Below are 24,219 nucleotides of genomic sequence, written 5' to 3'. Positions count from 1 at the left end.
CATATGGAAAAGAAAGACAAACGTGTTGACGCTTATATTGAAAAAGCGCAGCCATTCGCAAAACCTATTTTAAAACATCTTCGCAAACTAATCCACGAAGCAAATCCGGAAGTGAAAGAAACTATCAAATGGAGTTTTGCTTCCTTTGATTATAAAGGACCGTTCTGCTCCATGGCATCGTTCAAGCAGCATGTGGCATTCGGATTCTGGAAATATAAATTGATAAAAGATCCGAGGAATTACATGGGTGTTCGTTCCAATGAAGGCGGAGAAGCAATGGGCAACATGGGGAGAATTACAAGTTTAAAAGATCTTCCTCCTGATAAAGTGCTGATTGATTTTATCAAGCAGGCAAAGAAATTGAATGATGAAGGTGTGAAACTCCCCCCGCGTCCGAAGAAAAAACAAGTTGCATTAGTAATTCCATCTTATTTAATAAACGCAATTAAGAAAAATAAAAAATCTCTCGCAACATTTGAAAAATTTTCTCCTTCCTGTAAGAAAGAATACGTGCTGTGGGTTACTGAAGCAAAGACAGAAGAAACCCGCAATTCCAGAATGCAATTAGCAGTAGAATGGATGAGTGAAGGGAAAAAACGAAACTGGAAATATGAGAAGTGCTAGTTGAATTTCTTCGTAAAGATTCTTACCGGATACCAGGCTGCAAAAAATCCTATCAGCATGACTGTTGTAAAGACGAGAGCTAAATCCATTGGAATGATTTTTATAGGATAAGCGTCCACCACAAATCCTTCGCTGAACGGAACAGGTTTGAATTTTATTTGTATCCAGCAGAGCAGCAGTCCGAGCAGAAGTCCGCTTACCGCGCCAGTAATTGTAATCATTAATCCTTCGCGCATAAAAATTTTTCTGATGAGGCTTTTATCTGAGCCAAGAAACATCAGTGTTTGAATATCTTTTTTCTTTTCTATGATCAGCATGGTCAGCGAACCAATGACATTGAATGTTGCAATAACAAGTATGAAAGCAAGGATCAAAAATGTCCACCATTTTTCTGAATTGATGGTTTTAAAAAGAACTTCGTTTTGCTCGAAGCGGGTTTTAATATCAAATCCCCCTGCTGCGCTTTCCCCCTTTACAAAGGGGGACAAAGGGGGATTTTTAAATATTAATTCAATTTCTTCTTTCACTTTTTCTTTATCTATTCCTTTCGCTAAACCAATCTCAATCGCGCTTAGTTCATTGGTTCTGTTCAATAATTTTTTTGCAAGAGAAAGAGGAATGATACAATAGCGATAATCAAAATCATCATTCAAAGAAAAAATACCTGAGACTTCAACACTGCGGATGAGAAATGCATCTTCAGGATTAATCACTGACTGGTTTCCTCTCTTGGGTACATAAATCTCAAGCGGATTCATAAAATCAGTGAGAGAAATATTTAAGCGTCTTGCAATTCCATAGCCAAGCACAGCGTAATCAATGCTGTCCTGCTGTAAAAGAAATTCTCCTTCGCGAATAACGGTATCGAGGCGGGTCATCTTCACAAAGTTATCGCTCACGCCTTTGATGGTAGCGATGACTTGTTTGTCATCATATTTAAGTAAGGCATTCTCCTGTAATACTTCTGTATAGTAAACCACTCCGTTCAGCTTTTTTATTTTCTCCGCTGTTTCAGGGTCAATCACAAATGTTTTTCCTTCTTTGGATGAAATTTTTATGTCCGGGTCAAACGTGTTGTAAAGTCCGAATACCAGGTTGGAAATTCCGTTGAAAGCGGAAAGCACAATGATCAGTGCCATGGTTCCGATGCAAACTCCCGCTACAGAAATAAATGTGATGATATTAATCGCATTGTGCGATTTCTTGCTGATGAGATAGCGTTTGGCTATAAAAAAAGATAAATTCATTAAATCACCGAAAAACGAAATTAAACGAAAAATACGAAAGAGAAAATTTAAACATTCTCTTTCACATTTACAATTCTCTTAAATGTTGCTCCTTCTTTTCCAAAGTTAATGAGAATGGCAAGTTTTAGATTCTTCTCCTGCATGTAGTATAACACCTGATCGATATGCGCTTTTGAAAAGTGAAAGTTTTTTTTCAACTCAACAATGACTTTCTCTTCTACAACAAAATCAATAAATTGTTTATTGACTATTTTATTCCTGAATTTTATAGGTATATATTCCTCTTTTGTATAAGGAATTATTTTTTCATCAAAAAGAATCGCCATTGCTCTTTGATAAACCTTTTCGGGATGCCCGTATCCCAATGATTTAAATACTTCAAATGAGCAACCAACTATTTTATAACTCAAATCAGGATAAACTAAATCATCTCGTTTAAGTGTTGGCTGTTTCATTTCGTATTTTTCGTACTATTTCGTGTTTCGTAGATTACTTCCATGTTTTCACAATCAATCCTGTTCCTGTTTTGTGAGATGTATTGGTATCAAAATAATTCAGGATAAAAGCAAACGGATAAGTAATGATGTAATAAAACGGAATGATGATGAAAAATAATTTTGTTGTGTTCAGCATTATCATCGGGTATTTCATAGACAATCTCCATGAAATTTTTCCAGGCGTGCCGTAATCGTAGCGGGCATCCACTTTTGAAAATCCAGCGAGTTTCAATTTATCTTCAATCTCTTTTATGTTGTAGCCATCGCGCACGTGCTCGCCAATGAAAGAGCCCTCATGTTCTTCGTGTACATCGCTTCCGCCCTGATCGGAGGGAGTGGAGATGAGCAGCATCCCGCCTTTTTTAAGAGAAGCGAGAATGTTTTTAAATACAAGAACATCTTCAAGAATATGTTCCATTACATCAACTGACAATGCGAGGTCAAATTTATTTTCCTGAACAAATTTTGTAAGGTCAGCCACTTCAAACTTCACATTCTTTTTTCCAATCTGCTGAAAGAAATTATTGCAGTCAGCCACCTGTTCATCTTTCACATCCACAGCAAGGATTTCTGCTTTCGGAAATTTATTTGTCATCCAATAGCTGTATTGTCCAAATCCGGAACCAGCATCAAGGATATTGACCCCCTCTCCTTTGGAGAGGGCTGGGGTGAGGCGTTTTATTTCCTTATGCACATGCCATGCTCTTAGTAAAAGCAGGTCGAGCAAATGATAAAACGCCTTCCGTAAGAAAGGCGATTTATTGAAAACATTCCCAAGCGAACGCTTTATCGGGTCGTATTCCATTTATTTCTTCTTCTTTTTGGTATACGCTTCATCCAGTTCGTTTGAAGATCCGGCATCGGCAATTTTTACAAATAGCTTGTCGATTTTTTCTGCATAGTCAGCCGATTCATCTATGAAGAAAGCAATTTCAGGTACAACCCTAAGTTGTTTTCCCACACGCTTTCCTAAAAAATTTCTTATTTCTTTAACCTGTTTCCTTACTGCATCCAAAGTTTTTTCTTTGTCTTTCGCCCCGAATATGCTCAGGTAAGTTTTAGCAAATGATAAATCGGGACTCATAAAAACATAAGTAACTGTAATCAAGCCGGAGCCGAAAGCATTTTTCATTTCCTTCTGAAAAATATCGGCAATCTCTTTTTGAATTAAACTTGAAACTTTATTTTGCCTGAGTGTCGCCATAAATCTGCGAAAAGCGAATTTATACGAAAATACGAATGAGAGCGTTGGGAAAATGCTTTGTTACTTTTCGTACTTTCGCAACGTTTCGTTTTTCGGTGATTTAATGAAAAGATTCCTTCATATTCTCAGCTATGTCCGCGGTTACTGGAGCTATGGAGTTCTGAATATTATCTTTAATATTCTCTCGGTTGTTTTTTCTCTTTTCTCTCTCTCCATGATTGCTCCGTTCCTTAATCTTCTTTTCCTTAAGCAGACGGATGAGTATGCAACCATTCTTGCTAAAGGAGTTCCCGAATTAAAAGCATCTGCCAATTCTCTCATAGATAATTTCAATTATTATCTCTCTCAAATAATAATGGATAAAGGAAAACTGAACGCGCTGATCTTTATCTGCTTCCTGGTGGTTGCGATTATTTTTCTGAAAAATGTTTTCCGCTATTTCGGAATGTATTTCATGGCGAATGTGCGCAACGGAGTGGTGAAGGATCTGAGAAATGCCATGTACAAAAAAGTTCTCGCGCTTCCGCTTTCCTATTATTCCAACGAACGCAAAGGCGATCTGATGTCGCGCATGACCACCGATGTAACAGAAATAGAATGGAGCGTGATGCAATCCATCGAAATGGTTTTTAGAAACCCAATCAATATTATTATTCTGCTTTCAAGCATGATTTATATGAGTCCGAAGCTTACGCTGATAGTGCTGGTGCTGATTCCGATCCCTGCAGTGCTGATTGGATTGGTGGCAAGCAGTTTGCGAAGAACATCGGTGAAAAGCAAAACAAGATTGGGACTTTTATTTTCCATGATTGAAGAAACGCTTGGCGGACTCCGCATCATCAAAGCGTTTAACGGAGAACTATTCATGAATAAAAAATTCGTGCAGGAAAATAATTTCTACACGCAAACGATGATTCGCATGTACCGAAAGGTTGATCTGTCATCCCCGCTCAGCGAATTCCTTGGCGCTTCCATATTGATGGCATTGGTTTATCTCGGTGGAAAACTGGTTTTGGATGAATCGCTTGAAGCATCCACCTTCATTACTTACATCGCAGTTTTTTACCAGGTGATTGCTCCTTCGAAAGAACTCACGCAGGCATTTTACGCCATCCAGCGCGGACTGGCTTCAGCAGAGCGCATAGAAAAAATTGTGAAAGCGGAAGAAGCCATTAAAGAAGTTTCATCTCCTGTTACACTTTCCACTTTCAATAATGAAATTGAATTCAGAAATGTTTCTTTCTCCTATACGCGTGGTGATACAGGATATGTTCTGAAAGACATCAACCTGAAAGTCCCGAAAGGGAAAACCGTTGCGCTGGTCGGTCAAAGCGGCTCAGGAAAATCTACACTGGCAGACATGCTCCCGCGTTTTTATGACCCCGACAAAGGCGAAATTCTCATAGACGGAATTTCAATCAGGGATTTGAAAATTACTTCGCTCCGCGATCTGATGGGAATAGTTACGCAGGAATCTATTTTGTTTAATGATACAGTGGCAAATAACATAGCATTCGGAGCCCCCCCTCCCCCCGAAGGGGGGAAAACAGGTGGTGGAATTTCTGAATTCCCCCTTCGGGGGATTGAGGGGGCTGCCAAAATTGCCAACGCCCACGATTTCATCATGCAGATGCCTGAAAAGTACCAGACCAACATTGGAGACAGAGGAAATAAATTATCAGGAGGACAAAGACAACGGATTGCCATTGCGCGCGCGGTTCTGAAAAACCCTCCCATACTCATATTAGATGAAGCCACTTCCGCGCTCGACAGCGAATCAGAACGCCTGGTGCAGGATGCGTTGAATCAACTGCTGAAAGGAAGAACTTCTGTTGTAATTGCGCACCGCCTCTCCACCATACAACATGCCGATGAAATAATTGTTTTGCAGCGCGGAGAAATTGCTGAGCGCGGTACGCACAATGATTTGCTTTCCAATGGGGGAGTGTACAAGAAGTTGTATGATATGCAGGTCTTTGTTTAGTACGACTTAGCTAATTTTTCCAAAGCGTTCGCCATTTTTTCTCCTGTGTAGAGATGGTGCCGTTTTCCGTTCTTCTTTGCATCCACTTTTATGCCAAGTGATTTTAAGAATTGCAAAAGAGAGATGTATATTTTTTTGTCTTTTATTGAAATAGTTAATTCCATTGACGAATAATTTTTATAGTACAAAGTTAACAAAAATCTCTAACAGCTTTTGCAAACTCCATCGGCTTATCGGCATGCACCCAATGTCCGGCACCTTTAATGGTTTTAAATTCTGAGTGGGGGAATATTTTTTTTATTTCATGAACATCTTTATCCGTAATGTAATTTGATTTCTCGCCTCGTATGAACAGGGCAGGTATTTCAATCTTTTCTTTTAAACTGAACGTGTTTCCTATGGTATGCATATTTTTTACAATTGCTTCCAGGTTGAATTTCCATTCCAGTTTATTTGCATCATTCCAATAGAGATTTTTTAAAAGCAATTGAACCACTTCTTTCTCTTTGATAATTGATGAGAGTTTTCCTTCCGCTTCTTTTCTTGATTTCATTCCAGCGAGTTTGATTGATGGCAGCAGCTTTACAAAATCAAATACTTTCGGGTGAAGGTCTTTTGGCGACATATCTACCACAATCAGCTTCTCTAATTTCTCAGGATACATAGATGCAAACTGCATCGCCACCTTTCCCCCAAGCGAATGACCTATTAAATTTATTGTATCAAGTTTTTCTTCTTTCATTAATTCTAAAATATCATTTGCCATAGAAGAATAAGCCCATTCCGCACTATGCGGAGATTTGCCATGATTGCGGAGGTCAATTAAATATACTGAAATGTTTTTTTCTCCCTCCCTAATGGGGAGGGTCGGGGAGGGGCTTAGAATTTTTCCAACCGTTACCCAGTTATCCGACATGCCGAATAATCCATGAAGAATGAAAAGCGGTTTTCCTTGTCCTGATTTTCTGTAATGAAGTTTCATACTATCTGCTCAACAAAATACATTTCAATCTCTCCTTTATTTTTGGCGGGAATTTTTCCGCGATGGGTAAATGCAAATCCCCCTGATGCGCTTTCCCCCTTTAAAAGGGGGAGTAAGGGAGATTCTTTCAATGCAAGATAAGTTGCGCCCGAAATATTTATTTTTCCTGCTTCTCCGCTCGATTCCATTCTGCTTGCTGTATTTACTGTATCTCCCCAAATATCGTAAGCGAATTTTTTATCGCCAACCACTCCTGCGGTAACCGGACCTGTGTGAATGCCTATCCTAAGTTTCCAGTCTACAGTTTCCTGTTTGCGGTTGTCTTTTAACTGTAAACCGTAGACCGTAGACTGTAAACCGTTTTGCATAAACTCCTGAATCTCCATCGCTGCCTTCACAACATCCATTGCATTTGTGTTGTTTGCCGTTGGAAGCCCTCCAGCACACATATATGCATCGCCAATAGTTTTTATTTTTTCGATTGGATACTTATAAATTATTTCATCAAACTTCTTAAACAGAAAATCTAATTCACTTACCAATTCTTCTGCCGATAATTTTTCAGCAATCGTTGTGAATCCTTTAAAATCAGTGAACATCACTGTTACTTGTTCGTACTGTTTTGCTTTTGCTTTTCCATTTGCTTTTAATTCTTTTGCTGTTTCAGCAGGAAGAATATTCAGCAAAAGCTTTTCGCTCTTTCTTCTTTCCTTGATTATAAACAGCGATAGAACAACCACTATCAGCAATCCACTGACCACTGACCAGATAATTATCTTTTGTCTTCTGACTTCTGACTTCTGCAATTCGCCTTCTTTATTCAGTAAATGAATCTGCTGTTCTTTCTTTTCGGTTTCATATTTGGTTTGCATTTCGGCAATCTGTCTGCTGCTTTCTTCGTTTAAAAGAGAATCTTTTGTTTCGGAATACAGTTTGTGGTATTCATAAGCCCGCTTGAAATCATTTAAATTGAAATATGCCCTGGATAATCCCTGATAACATTCACTCGTGCCTTCTTTTGAACCCATTTCTTTTGACAGATCAAATGCGTTGTTGAGGGTTTCAATTGCTTCGTGATATTTTTTTAAATGAATCTGTGCGACACCTATGCTCGTCAGGTTCGCGGCAATTCCGTATTTGACTTCAAGTTTTTCGTGTATAGCCAATGCATCCAGAAAATATTTCATAGCCGTTTCAAAATTTTCCATCACGTCATAAACATCTCCCAGAAGGGAATAGGAAGCAGCCACGCCCATTTGATTGCCAAACTCTTTATGAATTTTTAATGCCTTGTTTATATATTCAATGGCTTTCTCGTATTGCTTCATGTCATAGTACATTAATCCGAGGTTGCTTAGTGTGGACGCAACTCCTGCTTTGTCGCCAAGTTCTTCTTTGAGATTCATCGCGTTTGCATAATTTTCAATTGCTTTTTCGTTGTTGTTCTGAGCATAATAAACCAATCCCATGTTATTGTAAACAGATGCCATTCCTTTTTTGGCGGCTCTTATACTTTTTTCGTTTGATGAAGTTTTACACAACTCTTCAAATATTTTTAATGATTTCAGAAAATAACCAATGGCTTCTCCGTAATTCCCTTTGTAATGCTGAGTCGTCCCCATGATTTTCAACGCATCGGCAATGCCGTATGTATAGTGATGCTTTTCCGCTATGGCGAGCGCCTGGCTTGCATATTGAAAAGCCTGATCGGGTTTATTATTTCTTAATTTAAATGCAATGTCATTGAGCGCATTAACTTTGCTTGTATCCTCAGGAAGTGTGTTGAGTTTTTGTCCGAGCGAATCTATTGAAGATGATGATTGCCCGAAAGAAGTAATAATTGAACCGGAAGAGAAAAGAATAATAAGAAATGAAGTTGAAAAAAGTTTCATCCTTCAGCTATAATGCAATTAATTGGTTCTGCTGCCGAACTTATGCTGCTTCAGTTCCGCGTTAGCTTTCAGAACTTTTTCTTTCAGCTTTTCTTTGAATGTTTTCAGTTCAGCAGAAAGTTTTTCATCGCCTGCAGCGAGAATCTGAACAGCGAGGATGCCCGCGTTTTGTCCACCATCCACTCCAACCGTAGCGACAGGAACACCCGGAGGCATCTGCACAATCGAAAGAAGAGAATCCCATCCGTCCAGCGAAATAGTTGATTTGCACGGCACGCCAATCACAGGGCAGATGGTGAAAGCGGCAATCACTCCTGGAAGATGTGCAGCACCGCCTGCGCCCGCGATAATTACTTTCACTCCGCGCGAAGAAGCGTTTTTTCCAAACTCAGCAACCTGTTCAGGAACTCTATGAGCCGAGAGTGCATTCACCTCAAAAGGAATTTTGAACTGGTCAAGAATTTTTGCGGCTTCCTGCATCACAGGCCAATCGCTTGTGCTGCCCATTATGATTGAAACTTTTGGATTCATACTCTGTGAATTTTGATTTGTAAAGATAAACCTTTCTATAGAATCTCATTTTCATTTTCTCTTTCGTATTTTTAGTACTGTTTCGTTTTTCGTTGATTCAAAATAGTAGATTTGTTCCTCAATGAAAAGTATTTTTAAAATATTCTTTATTCTTTGTTCTGTATTCTTTTTTTCTTGCAATTCACAGCAGGATAAACCTAAAGAAGAAACGCACAGCCATGGATTGATTGCCGATTCAGGAATGGTTGTGAGCGCTCATCCTGAAGCTTCAAAAGCTGGCGCTGATGTTCTGAAGAAAGGTGGAAATGCTGTTGATGCCGCGGTGGCTGTTCAGTTCGCACTCTCTGTTGTTTACCCGAATGCCGGAAATATTGGAGGCGGTGGTTTTATGGTTGTGCGGATGAATAACGGAGAAATAAACTCACTCGACTTCCGCGAAAAAGCTCCGATGAAAGCAACTCGCGATATGTATTTAGATAATGATGGAAATATTGTGCCGAACTTGAGTACGCAAGGATTGCTTTCTGTTGGAGTTCCAGGTTCGGTGGATGGAATGGTTCGGGCACATGAGAAATATGGAAAACTCCCTTGGAAAGAGTTGCTTCAGCCAGCAATTGATTTAGCCGAACAAGGATTTTCAATCACGCACCGACAAGCGGATGAATTCAATAGCATGAAGAAAGATTTTATAAAATGGAATAAAGACTATCAGGTTTCATTATTAAAAAATGATACCGCTGATTGGAAAAAAGGAGATACGCTTATTCAAAAAGAACTTGCTGAAACATTAAAGTTGATTCGTGATTACGGACGTGAAGGATTCTATTCAGGAAAAACTGCTGCGAACATTGTTAAAGAAATGCAACAAGGTGATGGAATTATTTCTTTCGATGATTTGAAAAATTATCAAAGTGTTTGGAGAACTCCGCTTGTTGGCTGGTATGAGGACTATAAAATTATTTCCATGCCGCCTCCTTCCAGCGGAGGAATTGCACTTGTACAATTGCTGAACATAATAGAGAATTCCCCCTTGAAAGACTGGGGTTGGAACAAAGAGAAAACGGTTCATCTCATGGTCGAAGCTGAGAAAAGAGTTTTTGCTGACCGCGCAGAATATCTTGGCGATCCGGATTTTATTTCTGTCCCTGTAAAACAATTACTTGATTCGCTCTATCTTATTTCCCGTATGAAAGATTTTAATCCTGATAAAGCAACTCTGAGTTCAGAAATTTCTGCTGGGGATTTACTCCCCTCTCTTAAAGGAGAGGGGTTGGGGGTGAGGTCTGAAAAAGAACAGACCACTCATTTTTCCATAGTGGATAAATGGAAAAATGCTGTTGCTGTTACCACCACATTGAATGGCAGTTACGGTACTTTGGTTTTTGTTCCCGGTTCCGGATTTTTACTGAACAATGAGATGGATGATTTCAGCGCGAAGCCGGGAGTTCCTAACGCATACGGACTTGTGGGCGCTGACGCGAATGCCATCGCACCCGGAAAAAGAATGCTGAGTTCCATGACTCCGACTATTATGGAGAAGGATGGAAAACTTTTTATGGTGGTTGGAACTCCCGGTGGTTCAACCATAATCACTTCTGTGTTTCAGACTATTCTGAATGTGGTTGAACACGGTATGACGATGCAAGAGGCGGTGAATGCGAAAAAGTTCCATCATCAATGGAAGCCTGATGCTATTTATGTGGAGAAAGACGCGGTAGATAGTCTGGCTGTTTTTGCTCTTGAGAAAAAGGGACATCATTTTGTTAAGAGAAATCCAATCGGCAGAACAGATGCAATATTAATTTTGCCGAACGGAAAATCAGAAGGTGGCGCTGATGCGAGAGGAGATGATAAATCTGCCGGTTATTAAAAAAGTAATATGACAAATACAATTACAATACATAATAAAAAATTCAAAAGATTTATTTCTTCCCGGAAGATTCAGAATGCTATTGAAAAGATTGCGGAAAGAATAAATAAAGACTTTAAGAATGAGAAGCCGGTTTTTCTTTCTGTGCTCAATGGTTCTTTTCTCTTCACCGCTGATTTGCTGAAGAAGGTGAAAATTGAATGTGAAATTTCTTTTACTAAGATTTCTTCTTACTCAGGAACCCAGTCCACAGGAATTGTGAATACGCTGATTGGAATAAGTGAAGACCTGAAGGGCAGAACAGTGGTTATTCTTGAAGATATTGTTGATTCTGGAAATACGCTTGAAAAAATAATTTCCGAATTGCAAAAACATAATCCAAAGAAAATAAAAATTGCCACTTTGCTTTTCAAACCCGATGCGTACAAAAAGAAAATCAAGCTTGATTATATAGGCATCAATATGCCGAATGATTTTCTGGTCGGTTATGGTTTGGACTATGATGGCTTGGGAAGAAATTTATCCGACATTTATATTCTTAAATCATAAATTATATGTTGAATATTGTTTTGTTTGGTCCGCCCGGAGCCGGGAAAGGAACTCAAGCGGTAAAATTGGTAGAGAAATATAAACTCGTTCACCTTTCTACAGGAGATATTTTCCGCGCGAACATAAAGAGCGGGACAGAACTCGGCAAACTCGCGAAGAGTTATATGGACAAAGGTAACTTGGTTCCCGATGAAGTCACAATAAGAATTCTTGAATCAGAAGTCAATAAACATGCCCATCCGCAGGGATTTATTTTTGACGGATTTCCCAGAACAACAGCTCAGGCAGTGGAGCTTGATAAATTCATGGCAGGGAAAAATATTTCCATTACCATGACGCTTGCTTTAGAAGTAGAGGTAGAAGAACTTACAAAAAGAATTCTCAGCAGAGGAAAGGATTCTGGCAGAGCAGATGATCAAAACGAAGAAATTGTACGCAACCGGATAAAAGAGTACAATAATAAAACAGCTCTGTTGAAAGATTTTTATTTTAAACAAAGGAAGCTGAGAATTATTTTGGGAGTTGGAGGTATTGAAGCAATCTTTCAAAAACTTTGTCAAGAGATAGAAAATGGCTGAAAGTAATTTCATAGACTACGTAAAAATTTGCTGCCGTTCCGGAAAGGGAGGCGCTGGCTTTGTGCATTTTCATAGGGAAAAATTTGTTGACAAAGGCGGACCCGATGGTGGTGATGGCGGCAGAGGAGGCCACATTATTGTTCGCGGAAGTAAAAATGTTTGGACGATGCTCCACTTGAAATACCGCAAGCACGTAATTGCTGAAGAAGGAGGAAAAGGAGAAAAAAAACTCAGTTCCGGTTCAAATGGCGAAGATGAAATTCTTGAAGTACCTATCGGAACAATTATTAAAGACGCTGAATCGGGGGAAGTAGAAGCGGAAATCACGGAAGAAGGACAAGAAAAAATCATTGTTAATGGGGGACGTGGAGGAAAAGGCAACGCATTTTTTAAATCTTCTACGAATCAGTCGCCACGCAACGCTCAGCCCGGAGAGCCGGGAAAAAGCGAATGGAAAATTTTTGAACTCAAACTTTTGGCGGATGTCGGGCTTGTAGGTTTTCCCAATGCTGGAAAATCTACTTTACTGTCTGTTGTTTCTGCAGCTAAACCTGAGATTGCAAATTATCCGTTCACTACTTTAGTTCCCAATCTCGGTATTGTAAAATACCGCGATCATCAATCATTTGTGATGGCGGACATTCCTGGAATCATTGAAGGCGCACACGCTGGAAAAGGATTGGGAGTAAGATTTCTCCGGCACATAGAAAGAAATTCCGTTCTGCTTTTTCTTGTACCTGCTGATGCAAATGACATAGTTAAGGAATATAAAATACTTGTGAACGAACTGAAGCAATTCAATCCTGAACTTCTGAAAAAAGACCGTGTGCTTGGCATTTCCAAATGCGATATGGCAGATGAAGAGCTACTTGGTGAAATGAAAAAAGAAATGAAGAAAAAATTTAAAGAAAAGAAAATTCCTGTAGTTTATTTTTCCTCCCACACCCAAATGGGGTTGCTCGAATTAAAAGACTTGCTTTGGAAAGCGATTAATAAATAATCAATTTTTTTTCTCTTCTTAATTAACAGTGCCCTGTTAGTACTCTCCCTGTTTCTTCTTCTGAAAATAGCATAATGAAATGAACTTTGCACTATGCAAAGTAAAAGTATTTTGTTGTTTTTATTTATTTCTTCATTTGCATTTGCACAACCTATTCATGTTGAAAGAGACAGCATGATAGCAAAAGAAATCAGTATTGATTCCAACGGCATATATTCTCTCTCAAGAAATATGTCAGATACCATAATTACTGATATTCAAACTAACACGGTAATTCAATGCTATCCTGACGGACACGAATCTTTCTGGTATAAGATCCGTGTGAAAGACGATTGCGAAGTCACGTTTCAAATTCTTCCTTTCGGATCAGAAAATATTTACAACTTCTTTTTGTATCAGCACAATGGCGATATAAGCCCTTCCGAGATTAAGGAAAGGAATATTGCACCGATTCGTGCTAATCTTTGCAAAAACGAAATGGCTATTGCCGGAACAGGATTATCCATTACTTCTGCAGTGAACTTTTATGATGCAAGTTCGAAAACAAAAGTGCAGGATTTTTATTATACGCAATATCATGCTCCCGTGCTGGCAAAAAAAGGAGATGTGCTTATCCTGAATGTATATCATATCAAAGGAGTTGATTGTGGTTATCAGTTCGTATTAAATGCGAATAAACATTCTCAAAAATTCAAATCTGTTTATAAGTCGTGCTATACAGAACAACTAAAAAAATCAATTTCTAAAAAAACATTGAATCCTTCTTTCTCTATTAAGATACCTCAGTTTGTTAAAACTAATTCCGTTAACGAAGCGCCCGCTTTGCCAGTAGCAACATTCATAACAAAGGACAGTGCAAAACGTACTATTGTTGAAGGGGAAATGGCAAGAATCGTAAAGAATAAAACTGCCGGATCAAAAATACCTCCTGCCGTAAAAGGTCAATATCAATTGGCACTTGAAAAAAATACGGGTTATCATCTTATTTTTTCTTCCATAGGTTACAAAAGCCTTGAAGTGTTCTTCATGACGGGCGATACGGCAAAATCCTTTACCAACGATGTGTATTTACTTCCATGTAAGGAGGGCGATAATTTTGTGATGGATAAAATTTATTTTTATCCGAACACGTATAACATGAAGCCCGGTTCCGGCTCTGAACTGGATAAACTCGTAACCTATCTGAAAGCGAATCCCGGAATTTCCATAGAGATACAAGGGCATACAAATGGCAATAACCGGATCAAAGCGTCCTACGAAAGCGACTTCAAAGGAAGTTCGAAAAAACTATCGCAATACAGAGCCGATATTATAAAAAATTATTTAACCGGAAAAGAAATTGAAGCCGAACGGCTTTCAGCGATTGGTTATGGCGGAAGCAATCCGATTTTTCCGGATCCTAAAAATCAAACCCAGGCAAACAAGAATATACGAGTTGAAGTTCTGATACTTTCTCAGAAAGAAACTGCTTTGTCAAGCAAAACCAAATAACACCTTGCTGAATTGCTGAAAAGTATGTAGTCGTTTTTGTTTTTGTACTTTCGCTACAAGATGGCAGATTCGCTTTTACATAAAACAGAAAACCCGCTCCTTGAATTCAAGGTAGAGATTTCCGATAAACCGTTTATTTCTTCCGAAGGAATTTCTTTTCCGCGCACGGTGCATGTAACTTTTTATGACGAGTATGGAAAGAAAATTAAAACGGAGGATTACGGACATACAGACATCAATCAACTCTATGAAAAAATCAAAGCGGGAGATCCTATCAACCTGAATGAATGCTGTATTGTTGACTTCTCTCTTTCAGAGTATAGAGAAAAGTACAACCTTTCCGAAAGAGAAAAAATTGTATTAAAAAATTTTTCTGCGAAAAATTCTTTTTTTGACTGCGAAAGCACTACTGATTTTTCCTATGCTGAATTTGACGGTAACAAAACAGGATTTGAATCATCGGTTTTCACAAATGGTACGGTGAATTTCAATGGGGCGGATTTTGGACAGGGAAATGTAAGTTTCAGAAGAACAAAATTCGGAAACGGGAAATTGGATTTTCAGTACGCGAAATTCGGGACAGGGAATGTGACTTTTCAATACGCACACTTCGGAAATGGAGATGTTTCTTTTGTGAATACCGATTTTGGCGATGGACAGGTGGATTTTCGTTCTATCGTTTTTGGAAACGGACACATTGATTTTAAATATGCACGTTTCGGCAAAGGAGACGTTTCGTTTGAGAAAACGATTTTTGGGAAAGGGAAAAAAGATTTTAAGACAGTTGAATTTGCCGGAGGAAAAATTGATTTCAGAAGAGTTGATTTCGGAGAAGGAGATGTTTCTTTCGAAGCAGCTGAATTCGGAACAGGCAAAACTAGTTTCTGGATGGCGCGCTTCGGGAAAGGGAATGTTAATTTTCAAACAGCGGATTTTTCGTTGAGCGAAATTTCGTTCGAAAAAACAGAATTTGATTCTGACCACGTTAGTTTTTACAATGTGAAAGCAGCTAGCATTTCTTTCCGCTCAAGCAATCTTAATGCGCATTTTGATTTTCGTTTTCAGCATTGCGGCTTTCTTGATTTGAGTGATTGTGTTTTGAAAAACGCCATTGACCTTGTTCCTGCTTTTGATTCAGTTAAGGGCAAGGATGGCAGCATGTCAACAATTTATTCGTTTAATATTTCGGGCATGAGAAATCTTGGAAGGATTTTTATTGACTGGAAAAAAAATAATGTGAAGCACCTCATCTACAGTCAGGAAGAAACTTCGTGGCGGGCAAAATCAGAACAGTTCCGGATTCTCAAAGAAGAATTTAACAGCACCGGGCAATATGATGACGAAGACAAAGCCTACGTGCGTTTCAAACGATGCGAACAAATTGCTGACTTGCAGGAAGCAATTAAGGAAAATAGATTGAATGCTTTGTGGGCTTATCCGCAATATGGATTCAAATGGCTGGTGTTTGATCAGATAGGAAATTACGGCACTAATCCCGCGCGCGTGATTGTGAGCATGTTCGCAGTTTATTCGTTCTATAGTATAATGTATTTTGTGTTAACGAACTTTACAAGTGCAGCAATTTTTTCAGCCATTGAACAGCATAAAATAAATACTGTTGGCGAAGCATTTTATTTCAGCGCTATCACTTACCTCACGGTGGGTTACGGTGATTTTTACCCGACCGGGTTTTTGAGAATGGTTGCCGCCACCGAAGCGTTCATTGGTTTATTTCTCATGTCTTATTTCACAGTAGCATTCGTGAGAAAAATTTTGCGATAAATATGAAATCCTTTTGTTTATTGCTATTAGCTTTCTGTTTGTTTTCCTGTTCGGGCAGTTCCGATCCTTCAGAGAATAAAAGCGATAATCATGTTTCCACAGATACTTTGCCGAAATATGATTCTTCCATAGAAAAAGGCAAAGCGATTCCGGAAATAAAATGCCTCAAGGATTCTTCTGTTAACTATGCGCTTTACCTGCCAAAGAAGTATTCAGCTGATGAAAAATTTCCTGTAATATTTTTTTTCGACTCACACGGTGGCGGAAACTTTCCGCTGGAGAAATACAAGGACCTTGCTGAAAAATACGGATACATTCTCGCAGGCTCCAATAATTCTAAAAACGGAATGAGTTGGGAGCAAAACGAACAGCAGATAAAAATTTTCATGGAGGATGTCAAGAGTAAAATCCATGTTGATTCAAGAAGAATTTATGCCTGCGGGTTTTCGGGCGGATCGCGTGTGGCAAGTTCTGTTGCAATATTTGACGGAGGAATTAATTGCGTCATTGGAATGGGCGCGGGATTTCCATCTCTCAGTGAACCCATTCACAATCGCTTTGATTACATCGGCTTTGCCGGCAACGAAGATTTCAATATGAATGAAATGATTGAGTTAAGCGCTTCAATGGATAAATCTCCCATAAAGCACCAGCTCATTGTCTTTAATGGCAAGCATGAATGGGCTCCTGCTGAAGTTGCTGAGGATGCTTTTGTCTGGCTTGAAGTGAATGCCATGCGAGTAGGTTTAATTTCGAAGAATGATTCTATCATAAAAAACTTCATTTCGAAAAATGAAAATGAATTAACCCGTCTGCAAGAAAAGAAAAAAATCCATGATGTATTATTAATTTGCAAAAAGGTTGTCAATTATATGGATGGGCTTGCTGAAGTTACTCAATTCAAAACAAAAATCGAAGAGTTAAATAAATCTGATGACCTGACAAAAGAAATTGACAGGCAGAGAAACCTTTCAAAAGAAGAAATGACCCGGCAGGAAAACTACCGAAACAATTTTGTTCTGAAAGATTTATCATGGTGGACAAATGAAATTAAAAAATTGAATAAGCAGACGAATAATAAGAACGATGAAGGGCAATCGCAAATGAATAAACGGCTGCTGGGCTATCTTAGTTTGCTAGCCTACATGAATGTGTCTTCTGTTTTGGAATCTAATCAGCTTGATCTGGCAGTCAGTTTTTTGAAGATTTATGAAATGGTGGATCCGAAGAATTCCGAGCACCAGTATTTGTTCGCTGAATTGTATGCAAGAAAAAATGATAATGCAAAAGCTCTTTCATCGCTGAAAAACGCTTTGACGCTTGGCTTTAGTGATTACGCGAGAATGGAATCTGATTCCTCGCTGTTAGTCCTGCAAAATAATCCTGACTTTCAAAAGATTTTAAATGAAATGAAAAAGAAATGATCGAGTTGTTAAAAAATATAGATACGCGGCTTTTTCTTTTCTTCAATGCGCATCACACACCATTCATGGATTCAGTGATGAGTTTTGCAGGAAATAAATTCACGTGGATTCCTTTATATCTTTTGTTTTTATTTTTTGTCTGGAAGAAAGCAAAAAACAAAATGTGGCTGGTGGTTTTGTCTGTCGTCATTCTCATCACACTTTCCGACCAGATTTCGGTTCATCTTTTCAAAAAAACTTTCCAGCGCTGCCGCCCTTGCCATAATCTCTTGCTTCAGGATAAAATCCAGCTAATCAACGGAGAGTGTGGCGGGATATACGGGTTTGTGTCTTCGCACGCTGCAAACACATTTGCCCTCATCACGTTTCTCAGTTTATTTTTCCGCAGAAAAGATTTCGCACTATGCATGTATCTTTGGGCAAGTATTGTTTCGTACAGCAGGGTGTATGCGGGCGTTCATTATCCTTTTGATATTCTTGGCGGCATGATGCTTGGCATTTTCCTGGGAGTAACCGGATACAAATCATATATTCATTTAGATAAAAAATATGCTCACTAATTTATTATATGTTTTTCTTGGCGGTGGAATCGGAAGCGTTGTGCGTTTCGGAATTTCCCTGCTGATGTTACATGTTTCCAAATCAGTTTTTCCGATCGCCACGCTGGTTTCAAATCTCTTGAGCTGCTTTGTGCTCGGACTTACGGTTTTTTTACTCGGAGAAAAATTTAACACGGAAATGACCTTGCGTCTGCTTATCGTTACCGGCTTCTGCGGTGGGTTCAGCACCTTTTCTGCTTTCAGCTATGAAACTGTTGAACTGATGAAATCGGGTTATACAATGTATGCAGTGCTGAATGTGCTGCTCAGTGTTTCTGTTTGCCTTGGAATAATTTACCTCTTCACTCGTTCACACGCATGATGAAGAAACTGGATTTGTACATCATCCGGAAATTCCTTGGAACATTTTTCTTTTCCATCATTCTGATTTTAATGATTGTGATTGTATTTGATATTTCTGAACGAATGGAAGATTTTCTTGACAAAAAACCTCCGCTCCGCGAAATTATTTTTGATTACTACCTGAACTTCATACCCTTTTTTGCAAACCTCTTCAGTCCGCTTTTTGTTTTTATAGCAGTGATTTATTTCACATCGCGCATGGCATACAGGAGCGAAATTGTTGCCATACTCGGCAGCGGTGTCAGCTTCAGAAGGCTGCTTCGACCTTATATGATGGCTGCCACCGTCATTGCCGCCCTTTCGCTTTATCTGAATCATTTTGTAATTCCGCAGGCAAACAAAACACGCCTTGCTTTCGAAGAAGCGTATCTCAGAAATCCGTACACGAATAATGACCGGAACATACACCGCCAGATTGCTCCCGGCACTTTTATTTATTTCAACAGCTACAACAACCAGCGCAATACTGGCTACCAGTTCTCTCTCGAAAAAATTCACGGTGGCACCCGCTTCTATTTTCTGAAATCAGATTACATTAAGTGGGACAGCACTGGAAATAAATGGAGTTTGGAAAATTATTTTGTACGCCAGATAAGCGGCATGGACGAAGTGATTACCCGTGGCGCTAAACTCGATACTGTTTTTGATTTTCTGCCTACTGATTTCGGCAAGCGGGAAAACAGAATTGAAGCCATGCAAACACCCGAACTAAGTGCCTTCATTGACGAAGAACAAAAAAAAGGTTCATCCCTTATTCCTTTTTATGAAGTGGAGAAACACAGGCGCAGTTCATACCCATTCGCTACGTTTGTGCTTACGCTTATTGGCGCGTCAGTGGCAAGCCGGAAAGTGCGCGGTGGAATTGGCTGGCACATCGGGCTGGGGCTTATGCTCGCATTCACTTATATTTTATTTATGCAGGTATCAACCACTTTTGCAACCAACGGTGGATATCCCGCACTCATTGCAGTTTGGATTCCGAATGTGATTTATGTATTCCTCGCTTTTTATATGCTGAGCAAAGCGCCTAAGTGAGTTTACCTTCCCAAACCTGTAATTTTCTAAAGTATTTTTTTACTTTGGTTTCTTTTTTGAAACCCGTAGGACGTCTGTCCAACGGGTTGAATATCCCATACACAGCCGAGCCGCTTCCGCTCATGGAGGCATACAGCGCGCCAAGCGAATAAAGTTTTTCTTTTATTTTTTTTATTTCAGGCTGTTTCGGAAAGATGGCTTCTTCAAAATCATTTACAATGTTCCCTTTCCATTTTTCAATTGGGAGTTTAATCAACTCTATCAATTGTTTTTTCCCCTCGTCCCTCGTCCCTTGTCCCTCGTCCATTTCCCTATATGCTTCCGCAGTATTGATATGAATGTTCGGATAAACAACAGCAATGTGATAGTTGCTCAATGATAATTGTACAGGTTCAAGCTCATCTCCTTTTCCTTCTGCAAAAACCGGTTGGTTGCTTATAAAAAAAGAGCAGTCGCTTCCTAACTGCCGGGCATAATGATGCATTTCTCCCCACGCTAAGCCCAGTTTGAATTCATCATTCAGTAAACGAATCATAAACGCTCCGTCAGCCGAACCGCCACCCAAGCCCGCGCCAATAGGAATTGCTTTGTGCAAATAAATTTTTATTGGAGGAAGCGGATAATCTTTTGCAATCAGATGGTATGCTTTCACACAGAGATTGTTTTTTTCATCTCCCGGTATTTTTATTCCCGAACTCTGAACTCCAAACTCCGAACTCTGAATTATTTCCAGCGCATCATACACTATCCCCTTCAGCGGATACATTATACTTTCAATATCGTGATAGCCATCCTCCCGCTTGCGGATAATGTTAAGTCCGATATTTATTTTTGCGTTGGGGAAACAAATCATATGTACGGATAACGAATGGGTACGAATTTACGAATTACAAAGAATGGAATATTGCTTCATTGTTATATTGTTATATTGACAATTTAGCAATAGGGCAATTCAACAATTCAATCCTTTCGCTTTTCGATGATTTAGTATATTCGCTCAACATTCAAAATGTATGAACTACCTCGATTTTGAAAAACCTATTGAAGAACTTTCTGAGCAGATAGAAAAGCTTAAACACATGGCTCAGAAAAGCAAAGTGGATGTTAGCAAATCCATTCGGGAACTGGAAGCAAAAATCAAGGCGAAACAGATTGAAATTTTTTCCAACCTCAGTCCCTGGCAGCGCGTTCAGTTATCGCGCCACCCCGACCGCCCCTATACACTTGATTACATACAAGCAATCACCGAAGGGAACTTTACTGAGTTTGCAGGCGACCGTTTTGTTAAAGACGATAAAGCAATGGTAGGCGGCTTTGGTTCAGTGGATGGAAAGACCATCATGTTCATCGGACAGCAGAAAGGAAGAACAACCAAAGAACGCCAGATGCGAAATTTCGGCATGGCAAATCCTGAAGGATACAGAAAATCTCTTCGCCTGATGAAACTGGCAGAGAAGTTTAACAAACCCATTGTTACTTTCATTGATACTCCTGGCGCTTATCCGGGCATTGAAGCGGAAGAGCGCGGACAGGCAGAAGCCATCGCAAGAAATCTTTATGAAATGTCTCGTCTCAAAGTTCCTGTCATTTGCGTAATCATTGGCGAAGGAGCTTCCGGTGGCGCTCTTGGCATTGGCGTTGGAGATAAGGTATTGATGCTTGAGAATACATGGTATTCGGTTATTTCTCCTGAATCCTGTTCCTCTATTTTATGGCGCAGCTGGGATTTCAAGGAAAAGGCAGCCGATGTTTTAAAACTTACTCCGGAAGATATGCTTAAGAATAAACTGATTGACGGAATCATTCCGGAACCGTTTGGCGGTGCCCATACAAATCCGGAGGATAGTTATAGATTGGTTAAAGAAGATATTCTTAAACATCTCAAAGAACTGCAAAGCATGACAGTTGAAGAAAGAGTGAAGTCTCGCATTGAAAAATTCTGTTCTATGGGAGTTGTAGTCAGAGAAAACAGCGCTATTGCCCGATAATTTTTTTTTGTAGCAAATCCCGATAAAAATATATCTTTGGCAACACAAATTCAACCAACAATTACACTTATATGTTCAAAAAAAATTTCCCCATTAATCTAATCCCGGTGGCTATCGGAACTGTAGGGATTGCTGCTACAGCATTATTTTTCTCTTCGTGCGGTGGCGGTAAAGATGATGAACACTCAGAACTGAAAGATGTAGAAGTGACTACCGATACTATCAGCTCAGAAGTTCGGGTAAACTTTGATTTGCTTCGTGTGAATATTCCTTCACCAGGAAATTTAACCAAGAAACTTACGGCTGCCAAAATTAATTACAACAAGAGTTTTCTCCTTCCATCAAGCAAAGGCGGAAGTTTTTCTTCCAATTATCAAAAAGCAATCGGTATGGGCGCCTTTGGCTCTGACCTTGGAATGGCTGCATCCTATAATCAGCCGCAGGATGCCCTTGAGTATCTTGGACAAATGGGCAAACTTGCCGGAGACCTTGGCATCAGCGCTGCATTTGATCCGGAGTTTTCAAAACAATTGATTTCTAAAATAGGACAGCCCGATACATTTCAGGTAATGCTGGATAAAGCTTTTGATAAAGCTGAACGCAACCTTCGTTCAAATCAGCGTGTTGCTACTACTGTTCTGATGGTAGCAGGCGGATGGGTTGAAAGTTTATTTATCTCTGTGGAAGGATTAAATACAAATCCCTCAAGCCCTACTACGAAAGGCATCTATGCTGATATAAGCACTCATTGCCATTCGTTTGAATATATATTTCAATTGCTGGATGCTTACAAGAGCAATGCCGATTGTGCAAAACTCATTCAGGATATGGAGCCGTTCAAAGCGCAGCTAATTGCTATTGGGAAAAATCCAAAGATTGGTGTTGAATCGCTGCCGAAAATCCGCGAAACAGTCACAGCGTTGAGAAATAAGATTACTGGCTAATAAGAAAAATATAAATGAATAAATGAAAAAGTCCTCTGAATAAAACTTAGAGGGCTTTTTTTTATATAGAAAAGAAAAATGCCATTCATCACAAACATAACCGCCCGACAGATTCTTGATTCAAGAGGAAATCCTACAGTAGAAGTGGATGTAGTTACCGATACTGGATTCTTCGGCAGAGCGGCCGTTCCATCAGGAGCTTCCACCGGAAAGCACGAAGCGCTTGAACTGCGTGACGGAGAGAAAAATCAGTATCTCGGAAAAGGAGTTCAGAAAGCTGTAAACAATGTCAACACTGTTATCAAGCAAGAGTTGAACGGAATGTACATTTTTGACCAGGGCAATATTGACAAAAAAATGATTGCGCTTGACGGAACCGAAAACAAAGAACATCTTGGTGCCAACGCAATGCTCGGAGTTTCACTTGCGGCAGCCCGTGCCGCTGCAGAAGAATGCCGCTTGCCGCTTTACAAATATATTGGCGGTGTCAACGCGAACACACTTCCCATTCCGATGATGAATATTCTGAATGGTGGGTCACATGCAGACAACGGTTTGGACATTCAGGAATTTATGGTCATGCCGGTGGGCGCAGCTACGTTCAGTGAGGGATTAAGAATGGGCGTTGAAATTTTCCATCACCTGAAAAAAGTTCTTAAGGAGAAAAATTTCTCAACGAATGTTGGGGATGAAGGCGGCTTTGCTCCGAACATTAAATCAAATAAAGAGGCGCTAGAATTTGTTCTGAAAGCAATTGAATCTGCAGGATATAAACCCGGAAAAGACGTCTTCATCGCTTTAGATGCAGCTTCATCAGAATTCTATGACGCAAAGTCGAAAAAATATTATTTGAAAAAATCTACAGGAGAAAAACTTTCTTCCTCCGAAATGGTTGACTACTGGGCAGATTGGGTTAAAAAATATCCGATAATTTCTATTGAGGACGGATTAGCTGAAGATGATTGGAGCGGATGGAAGTTTCTTACCGATAAACTTGGAAAGAAGATTCAAATAGTTGGAGATGATTTATTCGTAACCAATGTTCAGCGTCTGCAAAAAGGAATTGATGGCGGCATGGCAAATTCCATTCTTGTAAAAGTGAACCAGATAGGAACGCTGACCGAAACTATCAACGCAGTTCAACTCGCTTATAAAAATGCATATACGGCTGTGATAAGCCATCGTTCAGGAGAAACCGAAGACAATACCATCGCTGATCTGGCTGTCGCGTTAAATACAGGGCAAATCAAAACAGGTTCCGCATCGCGCTCTGATAGAGTTGCAAAGTACAATCAGCTTTTAAGAATAGAAGAACACCTGGGAGAAGCAGCATGCTATCTTGGAAAAACATTTCGATTTGCTGCGTTGTAAAATTTTCCATTTTCCTATGAGTTGTTGCTGTTTTTTGTGTTTGATATTCTGCGGATAAGATGATATTAATCATTGTTCATTCATTTAACTTTCCTAATTTTATTCATCGAAAAGTTTTTAGTCATATATAATAGACATTATTCAGATTAAGATGTTATATCCACGATTTTCAACACAGAGTTCACAGAGTTTAATGAGTTTCACAGAGCAGAACTCTCTGTGTAACTCTGTCTGCTCAGTGTTCTCTGTGTTAAAGATTTTTTT

Annotated in this window: 24 protein-coding genes; 15 read left to right on the top strand and 9 right to left on the bottom strand. The window is 39.4% G+C overall.

What is annotated here, in order from left to right:
- Window positions 1-3 precede the first annotated feature (3 nt).
- On the top strand, window positions 4-624 hold the full coding sequence (locus tag HY841_05310) for a YdeI/OmpD-associated family protein (GenBank protein MBI4930159.1): 621 nt from the start codon (window positions 4-6) through the stop codon (window positions 622-624).
- Here HY841_05310 and HY841_05305 read toward each other — a convergent pair.
- From HY841_05305 to rbfA, 4 genes are read right to left on the bottom strand one after another with little or no spacing between them, the layout of a single operon-like run.
- Window positions 621-1,871, bottom strand: a complete 1,251-nt coding sequence (locus tag HY841_05305; protein ID MBI4930158.1) for an ABC transporter permease — start codon at window positions 1,869-1,871, stop codon at window positions 621-623. The genes HY841_05310 and HY841_05305 overlap by 4 nt on opposite strands.
- A 47-nt stretch (window positions 1,872-1,918) precedes the next feature.
- Window positions 1,919-2,326, bottom strand: a complete 408-nt coding sequence (locus HY841_05300; GenBank protein MBI4930157.1) for a GxxExxY protein — start codon at window positions 2,324-2,326, stop codon at window positions 1,919-1,921.
- A gap of 34 nt (window positions 2,327-2,360) precedes the next feature.
- Window positions 2,361-3,173, bottom strand: a complete 813-nt coding sequence (locus HY841_05295; protein MBI4930156.1) for a class I SAM-dependent methyltransferase — start codon at window positions 3,171-3,173, stop codon at window positions 2,361-2,363.
- Complete coding sequence (gene rbfA / locus HY841_05290) at window positions 3,174-3,572, bottom strand: 30S ribosome-binding factor RbfA (GenBank protein MBI4930155.1); 399 nt, start codon at window positions 3,570-3,572, stop codon at window positions 3,174-3,176. It abuts the gene before it with no gap.
- A 103-nt stretch (window positions 3,573-3,675) separates the two neighbouring features.
- Here rbfA and HY841_05285 point away from each other — a divergent pair, with 103 nt between their 5' ends.
- The gene (locus HY841_05285) at window positions 3,676-5,556 is read left to right on the top strand and encodes an ATP-binding cassette domain-containing protein (GenBank protein ID MBI4930154.1); all 1,881 of its coding nucleotides are present in this window, start codon (window positions 3,676-3,678) and stop codon (window positions 5,554-5,556) included.
- Here the strand turns inward: HY841_05285 and HY841_05280 are convergent.
- The 4 genes from HY841_05280 to purE are packed head-to-tail and all read right to left on the bottom strand — an operon-like array spanning window position 5,553 to window position 8,961.
- Window positions 5,553-5,720, bottom strand: a complete 168-nt coding sequence (locus HY841_05280; protein MBI4930153.1) for a hypothetical protein — start codon at window positions 5,718-5,720, stop codon at window positions 5,553-5,555. The genes HY841_05285 and HY841_05280 overlap by 4 nt on opposite strands.
- A 26-nt stretch (window positions 5,721-5,746) precedes the next feature.
- Window positions 5,747-6,538: an alpha/beta fold hydrolase gene (locus HY841_05275; protein ID MBI4930152.1), complete on the bottom strand. Its 792-nt coding sequence runs from the start codon at window positions 6,536-6,538 to the stop codon at window positions 5,747-5,749.
- Window positions 6,535-8,430: a tetratricopeptide repeat protein gene (locus HY841_05270; GenBank protein ID MBI4930151.1), complete on the bottom strand. Its 1,896-nt coding sequence runs from the start codon at window positions 8,428-8,430 to the stop codon at window positions 6,535-6,537. The genes HY841_05275 and HY841_05270 overlap by 4 nt, the downstream gene beginning before the upstream one ends.
- Before the next feature lie 18 nt (window positions 8,431-8,448).
- Entirely contained in the window at window positions 8,449-8,961 is a 513-nt protein-coding gene (gene purE, locus HY841_05265) for a 5-(carboxyamino)imidazole ribonucleotide mutase (GenBank protein MBI4930150.1), read from the bottom strand.
- Window positions 8,962-9,202: 241 nt separating this feature from the next.
- Here purE and ggt point away from each other — a divergent pair, with 241 nt between their 5' ends.
- The 10 genes from ggt to HY841_05215 all read left to right on the top strand — a co-directional run bounded on the left by ggt (window position 9,203) and on the right by HY841_05215 (window position 19,652).
- A complete protein-coding gene (gene ggt / locus HY841_05260; protein ID MBI4930149.1) occupies window positions 9,203-10,831 on the top strand; it encodes a gamma-glutamyltransferase in 1,629 nt (542 codons plus the stop codon).
- A 9-nt stretch (window positions 10,832-10,840) separates the two neighbouring features.
- Window positions 10,841-11,380 (top strand): hypoxanthine phosphoribosyltransferase, encoded by a 540-nt coding sequence (gene hpt / locus HY841_05255; protein ID MBI4930148.1) that lies wholly within the window; start codon window positions 10,841-10,843, stop codon window positions 11,378-11,380.
- A gap of 5 nt (window positions 11,381-11,385) precedes the next feature.
- Window positions 11,386-11,958, top strand: a complete 573-nt coding sequence (locus tag HY841_05250; GenBank protein MBI4930147.1) for an adenylate kinase — start codon at window positions 11,386-11,388, stop codon at window positions 11,956-11,958.
- Window positions 11,951-12,958 carry a GTPase ObgE gene (gene obgE / locus HY841_05245; protein MBI4930146.1) on the top strand — a complete coding sequence of 336 codons (1,008 nt, stop codon included), beginning with the start codon at window positions 11,951-11,953 and terminating at the stop codon, window positions 12,956-12,958. Before HY841_05250 ends, obgE begins: the two co-directional genes overlap by 8 nt.
- A 174-nt stretch (window positions 12,959-13,132) precedes the next feature.
- On the top strand, window positions 13,133-14,449 hold the full coding sequence (locus HY841_05240) for an OmpA family protein (protein ID MBI4930145.1): 1,317 nt from the start codon (window positions 13,133-13,135) through the stop codon (window positions 14,447-14,449).
- A gap of 60 nt (window positions 14,450-14,509) precedes the next feature.
- Window positions 14,510-16,231: a two pore domain potassium channel family protein gene (locus HY841_05235; protein ID MBI4930144.1), complete on the top strand. Its 1,722-nt coding sequence runs from the start codon at window positions 14,510-14,512 to the stop codon at window positions 16,229-16,231.
- 2 nt (window positions 16,232-16,233) lie between these two features.
- Complete coding sequence (locus tag HY841_05230; GenBank protein ID MBI4930143.1) at window positions 16,234-17,655, top strand: hypothetical protein; 1,422 nt, start codon at window positions 16,234-16,236, stop codon at window positions 17,653-17,655.
- Window positions 17,652-18,215, top strand: a complete 564-nt coding sequence (locus tag HY841_05225) for a phosphatase PAP2 family protein (GenBank protein ID MBI4930142.1) — start codon at window positions 17,652-17,654, stop codon at window positions 18,213-18,215. Before HY841_05230 ends, HY841_05225 begins: the two co-directional genes overlap by 4 nt.
- Entirely contained in the window at window positions 18,205-18,576 is a 372-nt protein-coding gene (gene crcB / locus HY841_05220) for a fluoride efflux transporter CrcB (protein MBI4930141.1), read from the top strand. Before HY841_05225 ends, crcB begins: the two co-directional genes overlap by 11 nt.
- Entirely contained in the window at window positions 18,576-19,652 is a 1,077-nt protein-coding gene (locus HY841_05215) for an LptF/LptG family permease (GenBank protein MBI4930140.1), read from the top strand. Before crcB ends, HY841_05215 begins: the two co-directional genes overlap by 1 nt.
- On the opposite strand, the gene HY841_05210 is transcribed toward HY841_05215, so the two are convergent.
- Window positions 19,645-20,505, bottom strand: a complete 861-nt coding sequence (locus HY841_05210) for a 4-(cytidine 5'-diphospho)-2-C-methyl-D-erythritol kinase (GenBank protein ID MBI4930139.1) — start codon at window positions 20,503-20,505, stop codon at window positions 19,645-19,647. The genes HY841_05215 and HY841_05210 overlap by 8 nt on opposite strands.
- 160 nt (window positions 20,506-20,665) lie before the next feature.
- Here HY841_05210 and HY841_05205 point away from each other — a divergent pair, with 160 nt between their 5' ends.
- From HY841_05205 to eno, 3 genes are all read left to right on the top strand, one after another.
- Window positions 20,666-21,640 carry an acetyl-CoA carboxylase carboxyltransferase subunit alpha gene (locus HY841_05205; GenBank protein ID MBI4930138.1) on the top strand — a complete coding sequence of 325 codons (975 nt, stop codon included), beginning with the start codon at window positions 20,666-20,668 and terminating at the stop codon, window positions 21,638-21,640.
- A 107-nt stretch (window positions 21,641-21,747) separates the two neighbouring features.
- Window positions 21,748-22,584: a hypothetical protein gene (locus HY841_05200; GenBank protein MBI4930137.1), complete on the top strand. Its 837-nt coding sequence runs from the start codon at window positions 21,748-21,750 to the stop codon at window positions 22,582-22,584.
- 78 nt (window positions 22,585-22,662) lie between these two features.
- Window positions 22,663-23,955 carry a phosphopyruvate hydratase gene (gene eno / locus HY841_05195; protein MBI4930136.1) on the top strand — a complete coding sequence of 431 codons (1,293 nt, stop codon included), beginning with the start codon at window positions 22,663-22,665 and terminating at the stop codon, window positions 23,953-23,955.
- Window positions 23,956-24,219 lie beyond the last annotated feature (264 nt).

This window comes from Bacteroidota bacterium, assembly GCA_016213405.1.
In the GTDB taxonomy this organism is placed as follows: domain Bacteria; phylum Bacteroidota; class Bacteroidia; order Palsa-948; family Palsa-948; genus Palsa-948.
The sequence above is the reverse complement of the archived record's forward strand: the minus strand, read 5'-3'. Positions and strand labels throughout refer to the sequence as shown.